Genomic DNA, 7,872 nt, shown 5'->3' with positions numbered 1-7,872 from the left:
AAGGCCCACCAGGACCGGACCGAACCAAGGCGACCAGGCCGGAGCGACCAGGCCCGGATACCAAGACAGCCAAGGCCGGGGGACGAAACGGCCAGAGCCGACCGGGACTGGGCTGAGCCGAGGCGACCGGGGCTGACCGACCGGGGGCCGGGGTGAGCCAGGGCTCCGGCGGCGAGGGTGAGCCGGGGCTCCGGCACAGGGAGTGAGCCGGGGTGCCCCCAGCGAAGTCGCCGATGTGCGGGGCGAGTTCATCGAAACGCGTTCTGCGGCCCCCCTGCGTCAGGCAGGCCCCCGATATCCGTACCGAGCCGCGCCGCGAGTTCCCCGGCGGTCAGCGACTCCCCGCTCTCCGCCACGTGTTCACAGAGCACGCGAGCCATCTCGCCGAACCCCTCGTCGGCGGCCTGGGTGAGCATCGTGAAGTCACCGACGAGGACAAGCCGCCGCCGCGCACGCGTGAACGCCCGCCCCGCGCGCCGGAGTTCGTCGAGGCCGCCGACCGAGCCGCGCGGGTTGCTGCGAGTGAACCCGTAGAGGACGACGTCCCGCCCGCCGCCCTGGACCGAGTCGACGGTGACGACCTCCCCCCGGCCGGCCGGAAGGTCTCTCAACAGGCCCTGGATCAGGGCGGCTTGGGCCCGGTACGGGACGACCACCGTCCACTCCTCGCCCGCGTCCGCGCAGTGCCGGGCGAGCGCGGCGAGCAGATCCGCCTCGGCACGGTTGACCCGGCCGCGATGGTCACCGCCTTCGGCGCGCTCACCGGCGGGGAGGTCGGAGGTGTCGACGAGGACTAGGGGGCTGCGGAACATGCCTTCAGTGGAGGGAAGTTGAGCGGCAACTCCAGCAGCAGCGTCCCCGTCATCACCCGGCGTCACAAACCGTCCCCCACAGAACGCCCTCGAACAAAAGTCGGCGATCTCCCGAGGCACCCGCCGCTGGACGCACAAGCGAGCCACCGCACCCTCGGCCAGCTTCCCCTGAACCATTTCGAGAACGCTCCGAGCACCGAACTCCGCCACCTCAGCCGGTAATTGAGCCGCACCCCCCACCGGCACCTCGCACTCGTCCCCGAACAGAACCCCCCGCCGAGCCCGCACCAACGGAACAAGCGCATCGGCAGTGGTCAGCCGCCCGGCCTCGTCGACGACCGCGAGATCGAACCCGACCCCACTGAGCCGCCCCGCGTCGGTGGCACCGACGACATGCGCATACCGAAGCAGCTCATCGGACAACTCCCCAGCATCCGCACGGACTTCATCACGCCACTCGGCAAGCAGCGCACGCCGGGCAGCGAGCAGAGGATAAGCAGTGCGGGCCCAACGGGCGAACGCGTACAGATCGGCGGGCGCGTCCCCGACCGGCGCGAGCAACGCCCGGCAGGACCGCTCGGCGAACCGAGCCTCCTCCCGGTACCGCGCGACCGACTGCGCGGCCTGCCCGGCGGCGACCCGGCGTTCGCGGACGGCGGGGTGATCGCGGGTGGCGGCATCAAGGGCGTCCTCGGCCGCCCGCCGGTCCCGTTCGGCCTGCTCGATCGCCTCGTCGTAGACCCGCAACGCCTTCTCCGCGCGGGCGAGTTGGCGGCCGTGCCACCACTGGGAGAGCGGCTGGCGCTGTCGCATCCGGTCGAGCCGGTCGGTCGTACGCGCCCGCCGGTCGAGGGTGCGGTGCAGCCGTTCGGCGACCCGGTCGAGCCGTACCTGTGCGGGTCCGGCGACGCTGCGCCGGGCCTCGTCCAGCGCGGCGCGCGCCGACCGCTCCTGCCGTACGGCGCTCTCCAGGGCGGTCACGGCGTCGTACAGGACCCTCGGCCAGTGGTCGGCGCCGGGGCCGCCGGCGGTGTGGGCCGAGAGGCGGGCGCCGACGCGGTCGAGGACGGTCCTGCGGAGTTCGGCGGCGCGGCGGTCGAGGAGCAAGTGCCGGGCGGGCGGGGCGACTTGGTGTTCGGGTCCGACGCGGAGGGCGACGAGGCCGGCAGGGAGCCGGGTGAGGATGTCGTCCACGGCCGGGGCGCCGGGAGCGGTGACGAGGACCCGGGAGCCGGCGCGGGTGGCTTCGCGGACGAGTTCGGCGAGGACACGGGTCTTGCCGGTGCCGGGCGGGCCGATGATCGCGGCGAGGTCGGGGGCGGTGAGGGCGGTGCGGAGGGCGGCGTGCTGGTCGTCGTCGAGAGGGGTCGGTGCCTCCTGGCCTGGGCGGCGAGCTTCCGGGGCCGGTGCCTCCTGGCCGGACCGGCGAGCTTGCGGGGTGGGTGTCTCCTGGCCGGACCGGCGAGCTTGCGGGATGGGTGCCTCCTGGCCGGACCGGCGTACCCCCGGGACCTCTCCGCCGGCCGGCGCCTCCCCGCCGAGCCGGTGCGCCCCCGGCGCCTCCTCCCCCGCCCGGCGGCTGCCCGCGAGGATCGACAGCAGGCGCGGATTCCTGGCATGTCCGCCCCGCAGAACAGCCAGCGCATCGCTGCGGCACCCGTACGCCGCACTGTCCTCGAACCGCTCCAACTCCCCCTGCCGAGGCGGACATTGCGGATCCCCACCCCGGTCGAACGCCAGCGTCACCCGCGCCCGCCGCTGATCCACGGCCGTCACCTGCCCACGCACCCCCGGCTCACCCCGGACCCGCAACACCTCACCCTCGACGGGAAGTCGGCGCCCCCGGAGGACGAACGTCCAGGCATCGGCGCCCGGAAGCGCGTCCTGATAAGCGAACGGACGTTCCTCAGCCGCGTGTTGGCGGCGCAGCTCATGTTCGGCGTCGACGGCCTTCGTGAGGAGCCCGAGGTAACGGGACTCCCGTTCGTCGGGCGCCCCGGCGGCGGCCTCGCCCCGCAGCAGATCCCATTCCCCCGCGAGCCGCCCCCAGTGAGTCTCCGCCCGCTCGGCAACCGCCGCGTCGGCGGGGCCGATCAGCCAGGCCGTCGGGCGCAGGAGGAGGCAGCCGCGTGCCATCCGGTCGTGGTCGACGAAGCGCAGCGGGGCGACCGCCGGGATCTGGTAACTCCGGCCGTCCTGGGCGGGGTTGAGCAGCGCCGTCCAGCCCCGGCCGTGCAGCGCGAGGGCCTGGCCGCGGTTGCGCTGCCGGGGGAAGGTGGCGGGGACGGCGTCCCGGGTGGTGAGGTCGGCCGCCAACTCCCCGATGTCTCCGGGGAGATGGGGGTGCGCGCGGCGCAGGCGGGTGAGGATGCCGTCGAGGGCCGGGGCGGGGACCAGGACCAGGGGGGTGGGGAGGGTGACGGTGCGGGTCAGCATGGGGTGTCCCCGGTCTCTCGCATATGCCGCACGTCTACTCCCTTGCCGTGCCCGGGTTCGGGCACGGCCACTTTAGCCACGCGGACGCGGCGGTCAGGAAGGAATTCGACAAACCGGCAAGTTGGCCGAATCCGGACGGGCGGTCAGACCTTCACCCGCAGCTCCGGCAGCCGGGGCGCGGTCCCCGGGATGACCACTCGCTTCAGGCTCTCCGGCCCGTCGGCGAGCCGGAGTTGGGGGAACCGCGCCAGCAGCACGGTCAGCGCGACCTCGCACTGGATGCGCGACAGCCCCGCGCCCACGCAGTAGTGGATCCCCTGCCCGAACCCCAGATGGTCCTCGCTCCCGGTGCGCGTGACGTCGAGCCGGTCCCCGTCCGGGTACCGCCGCGAGTCCCGGTTGGCGGAAACCAGCACGAACTGCACACAGTCCCCCTTGCGGATCCGGACCCCGTGCAACTCCACGTCCTCGGCGGCGAGTCGCATGCGGACGACGATGTCGGGGCCGCACCAGCGGACGAACTCCTCGACGGCGCCAGGCATCAACTCCGGCCGCTCAAGCAGGAGTTGCAGCTGATCGGGGTGGGTGAGGAGGGCGGCGAGGCTGTTGACGAGCAGCTGGGCGGTGTTGTCGTAGCCGGCCATGACGACGTTCATGACCATGGCGACGGCCTCCACCTCGTCGAGGCCCCCGGCGGGGTCGGCGAGGGTGGACAGGAGGTCGCCGGTGGGGAGTCGGCGCCGTTCGGCGAGGAGCCGCAGGACGGTCTCCACGACCGCCGGGGAGGAGACGCGCAGCCGTTCGGGGTCCATGGTGAGGATGTCGTCGCCCCAGCGGCGGAAGACGGCGCGGTCGGCGACGGGGACGCCGACGAGTTCGCAGACGACGGTGATCGCGGCGGGGAACGCCAGGCCCTCCACCAACTCCATTGTCCCGTCGGGTGAGTTGGCCGCCATGCCGGTGAGCAGTCCGGCGGTGACCTCCGCGACGCGGGGGCGCAGGGCCTGCATCCGGCGGGCGGTGAAGGCGCGGCTCACGGCGCCGCGCAGCCGGGTGTGGTGCGGCGGGTCGGCGTCGAGGGCGGAGACGAGGAAGTACTTCCGCACCTCCTCGGGGAGGTTGAGCATGTCGACGAGGACGCGGCGCGGGTCCTCGCCGGTGTGTCCGTCGACCTTCTCGGGAGTGTGCACGAACCGGGCGGCGTCGCGCAGCCCTTCGCGGACATCGTCGAAGCGGGTGATCAGCCAGACCGGCTGGGTCTCGGTGAGCCAGCCGCGGACGACGGGGCCCTGTTCGCGGATCGCGCCGAGGCTCGCCGCCGGGTCGGCGAGGAACTCGGGGTCCAGGAGGAGGGGTTCGTCCGCCGGGCGGGTGGCGGGGGTCTCGGGGGCGGCGGCGGACGGCGCGGTGGGGGTGGTGCTCTCGGTCAAGTCGTGCTCCAAGAAGGGGGGTTCACGCGGTGCTCAGCCCGGCAGCCGGGCGGCGAGGTCCCGGACGAGTTCGCGTTCCTGCGGGACGAGGAAGAAGTGGTCGCCCGGGAAGGTCCGCAACTCGAAGGAGTGCGTGGTCAGTTCGGCCCAGGCGCGGACCCCCTCGATGGGGCAGAAGGCGTCGCCGAGGCCGGTGTAGGCGGTGATCGGGGTGCGCAGCGGGAGGGGGCGGAGCGGGCGGTAGCTCTCGATGAGGCGGTAGTCGGCGCGCAGCGCGGGCAGCAGGAGGTCGCGCAGTTCGGGGATGTCGTACACCTCGGACTGGAAGTCGCCGAGGCCGCGTACGGTCGTGATCAGCGCGGTGTCGTCGTCCGGGTCGATCCCGGCCGGGGTCGCGCGGTGGGGGGCGGCGCGGCCGGAGGCGTAGAGGCGTTCGGGGCGGACGCCTCGGCGTTCGAGGCGCAGGGCCACCTCGTAGGCGATGGCCGAGCCCATGCTGTGCCCGAACAGGGAGACGGGCAGGTCGAGTTGGCTGGAGAGGGCTTCGGTGACGGCGTCGGCCATGGCGGCCATGTCCTCGATGCGGGGTTCGGCCAGCCGGTCCTGGCGGCCGGGGTAGCGGACCGCCAACAGCTCGACGTCCGGGGGGAGATGGGCGCTCCAGCCGTGGTAGAGCTGTGCGGTGCCGCCGGCGTGCGGGAAGCACAGCAGGCGGCGGGCCGCCGGGCGGGCGGCGCGGTGGACGCGGAACCAGCGGTCGGCGGTGTGCCGGGCCGCCGTCGGCGGGGCGAAGCGGGTCGGTGCCATGGTTCTCCTGGGCGGACTGCTAGCGGAACATGCCGAACTGACGAGACGTCAGCATCGAGAGGAAGTAAGGCAGTTTCTCCACCGCCCGGCGGCCGACCTCCACGGACTGCACGGTGTCGTGCGTCCGGTCGGTCACGACGAGGGTGAACACGCCGTCCTCTTCGAGGAGTTCGGCGGAGTACAGCAAGGTCTGGGTCTGCATGTCGGTCTCCTTCGCTCGTCAGGGCGCGGTCTCGGCCAGCCAGTTCCCCCAGGCCGGCTCCTCGTCCTCCCCCACCGCGCCGAAGAGGTGGTGCCCGGCCCACAGCGGCCAGTTCCACCGCGCCCCGTTGAAGAACCGGTACAGCCCGTCCCCGGTGCGCAGCCCGAGGAAGTCGCCGTCGCGGTGGTCCACGACGGCCTGCGCGACTCCGGTCGGCAGTACGGCTTTCACGGCGTCCCCGGCCACCGCCCCGGCCGGTACGCCGAGCCGGGCGCGTACGGTCTCGAAGGCGTCCGGTGTGCTCGGCGGCGTGGGCCTGCTCGCCTTGACGTAGGCCGCGGGCCTGCCGTCGAAGTGGCCCAAGTACTGGGCGAGGCTGTGCTGGTAGAAGTCGACGTGCCGTTCGGCGGCGTCGGCGCGGGTGTCCCAGCCGGCGTCGGGGGTGCCGGTGTGCACCCAGTGGATGCCCGTGTCGAGCCGGGCGCCGTCCTCGTGCGGCTGGACGCGGTAGCTGAGCGTGTTGGTGAAGCCGTCCAAGTCGGGGGTGCGGCAGGCGAATTCGTGCGGCGGCTGCCAGGCGACGACGGTGGAGGAGCCGCGCGAGACGGCGCCGCCCTCGCGGGGTTCGATCTCCATGGGGTAGAGCCAGCCGAGGTTGCCCTCGGTGGTGGCGACCGCGTTCCAGACGCGTTCGGGGGCGAGGGGCAGGATGCGGGTGCGGGTCACCTTGAACTCGCGGGGCACGGCGGTCACTTCCTCGGGTCGTGGGTGACGGGCAGCGCCGTGAGCCGGCGTTGCAGGGGATTGGGGCGCCAGTCCAACTCTTCACGTGGCACGGCGAGTTGCAGGCCGGGGAAGCGCTCCAGCATTGCGCCCACGGCGACTTCGGTCTCCAGCCGGGCCAGCGGGGCGCCCAGGCAGAAGTGCGGTCCGTGGCCGAAGCCGAGGTGGCGGGCGGGAGCGGTGCGGGTCAGGTCGAGCCGGTCGGGGGCGTCGTACCGCTCCGGGTCGCGGCCCGCCGAGGCGAGCAGGAGGTAGACCAGGGCGCCGGGGGGCACGGTGCGCCCGGCCAGGTCCACTTCGCCGGCGCTCACGCGGACGATGGCCTGGCTCGGGGTGTCGTAGCGGACGAACTCGTCGACCGCCGAACGCATCAACTCCGGCTGTTCGCGCAGGAGTCGGAGCTGGTCCGGGTGGTTCAGGAGGGCGAGGAGGCCGTTGCCGACGAGGTTGGTGGTGGTCTCGTCGCCCGCCGTGATGAGCATGAAGCAGGCGGACAGGATCTCGTGGTCAGTGAGGCGGTCGTCCTGGGCCTGGGCGGTGACCAGCGCGCTGATCAGGTCGTCGCCGGGGTCGGCGCGGCGTTCGCGGGCGAGCCGGGTCAGGTAGGCCTCGAAGGCGTCGATGACCTTCTCGGCGCGGCCGATGTCCTCGTGGATGCGGCCGAGGCCCCGGAACCACTCCTTGACCTGCGGGCGGTCCGCCTCGGGGATCCCGAACAGCTCGCAGACGACCGTGTGCGGCAGCGGGGAGGCGACGGCGGCGAGCGCGTCGAACGTGCCGCCGCCGACCTGGTCGAGCAGCCCGTCGACGACCTGCCGTACCCGGCCGCGCAACTCCTCAACTCGCCTTGCGGTGAAGGCTTTGTTGACGAGTCTGCGCAGGCGGGCGTGGTCCGGCGGGTCGGTGTTGCTCATGACCCGGCCGAGCCGCGCGGTGAGCCGGCTCAGCTCCCGCATCCGGCCGTCCTGCGCACCCAGCGCGCCGGTCATCCGGTCCCGGTCGTTGGACAACTTCGGCTCACCGAGGGCCTGTTCGATGTCGCCGTACCGGAAGACGTACCAAATCCCTTGCGGGGAACGGTGGATGGGGTCGTGGGCGCGCTGGTGGGCGTAGTGCGGGTAGGGGTCGCGGCGGAAGGTATCGGTGGTCATCACCGCCGCGTAGTCGAGCGCTTCGGGGGCTGTCATGTCAGGAGTCCATGGCGTCGACGAGGCTCTTGGGCCGCATGTCCGTCCAGTTGCGCTCGATGTGGTCGAGGCAGGCCTGGCGGGTGTCCTCGGGGTGGGCGACGGTCCAGCCGGAGGGGACGTCGGCGAAGGCGGGCCACAGGGAGTACTGGGCCTCCTCGTTGACGAGCACCAGGTAGCGGGCGTCGTCGTCCTCGAAGGGGTTGGTCGACATG

General features: G+C 73.0%; 7 protein-coding genes. All 7 read right to left on the bottom strand.

Going from position 1 to position 7,872, the window contains the following annotated elements; genetic code table 11:
* Positions 1-248 precede the first annotated feature (248 nt).
* The 7 genes from ACYUD3_RS03610 to ACYUD3_RS03580 all read right to left on the bottom strand — a co-directional run bounded on the left by ACYUD3_RS03610 (position 249) and on the right by ACYUD3_RS03580 (position 7,871).
* Entirely contained in the window at positions 249-3,248 is a 3,000-nt protein-coding gene (locus ACYUD3_RS03610) for an AAA domain-containing protein (RefSeq protein ID WP_470963311.1), read from the bottom strand.
* A 143-nt stretch (positions 3,249-3,391) separates the two neighbouring features.
* Positions 3,392-4,678, bottom strand: coding sequence for a cytochrome P450 (locus ACYUD3_RS03605; RefSeq protein WP_470963308.1), 1,287 nt, complete (start codon positions 4,676-4,678; stop codon positions 3,392-3,394).
* Between the two features lie 33 nt (positions 4,679-4,711).
* Positions 4,712-5,485 (bottom strand): thioesterase II family protein, encoded by a 774-nt coding sequence (locus tag ACYUD3_RS03600; protein WP_470963305.1) that lies wholly within the window; start codon positions 5,483-5,485, stop codon positions 4,712-4,714.
* A gap of 19 nt (positions 5,486-5,504) precedes the next feature.
* Positions 5,505-5,687: a hypothetical protein gene (locus ACYUD3_RS03595; RefSeq protein ID WP_470963302.1), complete on the bottom strand. Its 183-nt coding sequence runs from the start codon at positions 5,685-5,687 to the stop codon at positions 5,505-5,507.
* 18 nt (positions 5,688-5,705) lie between these two features.
* A complete protein-coding gene (locus ACYUD3_RS03590) occupies positions 5,706-6,440 on the bottom strand; it encodes an SRPBCC family protein (protein ID WP_470963299.1) in 735 nt (244 codons plus the stop codon).
* Positions 6,437-7,657: a cytochrome P450 gene (locus tag ACYUD3_RS03585; RefSeq protein ID WP_470963296.1), complete on the bottom strand. Its 1,221-nt coding sequence runs from the start codon at positions 7,655-7,657 to the stop codon at positions 6,437-6,439. Before ACYUD3_RS03585 ends, ACYUD3_RS03590 begins: the two co-directional genes overlap by 4 nt.
* A 1-nt stretch (position 7,658) precedes the next feature.
* Positions 7,659-7,871: an MbtH family protein gene (locus ACYUD3_RS03580; RefSeq protein WP_470963293.1), complete on the bottom strand. Its 213-nt coding sequence runs from the start codon at positions 7,869-7,871 to the stop codon at positions 7,659-7,661.
* Between the last annotated feature and the right edge of the window lies 1 nt (position 7,872).

It is taken from the genome of Streptomyces sp. AMJ-169, from assembly GCF_055597585.1.
The sequence above is the reverse complement of the archived record's forward strand: the minus strand, read 5'-3'. Positions and strand labels throughout refer to the sequence as shown.

Bases quoted from the DNA above. Each gene is read 5' to 3' on its own strand.
- ACYUD3_RS03580 (WP_470963293.1), bottom strand. From the start codon at position 7,871: ATGTCGACCAACCCCTTCGAGGACGACGACGCCCGCTACCTGGTGCTC.
- ACYUD3_RS03610 (WP_470963311.1), bottom strand. From the start codon at position 3,248: ATGCTGACCCGCACCGTCACCCTCCCCACCCCCCTGGTCCTGGTCCCC.
- ACYUD3_RS03600 (WP_470963305.1), bottom strand. From the start codon at position 5,485: ATGGCACCGACCCGCTTCGCCCCGCCGACGGCGGCCCGGCACACCGCC.
- ACYUD3_RS03595 (WP_470963302.1), bottom strand. From the start codon at position 5,687: ATGCAGACCCAGACCTTGCTGTACTCCGCCGAACTCCTCGAAGAGGAC.
- ACYUD3_RS03585 (WP_470963296.1), bottom strand. From the start codon at position 7,657: ATGACAGCCCCCGAAGCGCTCGACTACGCGGCGGTGATGACCACCGAT.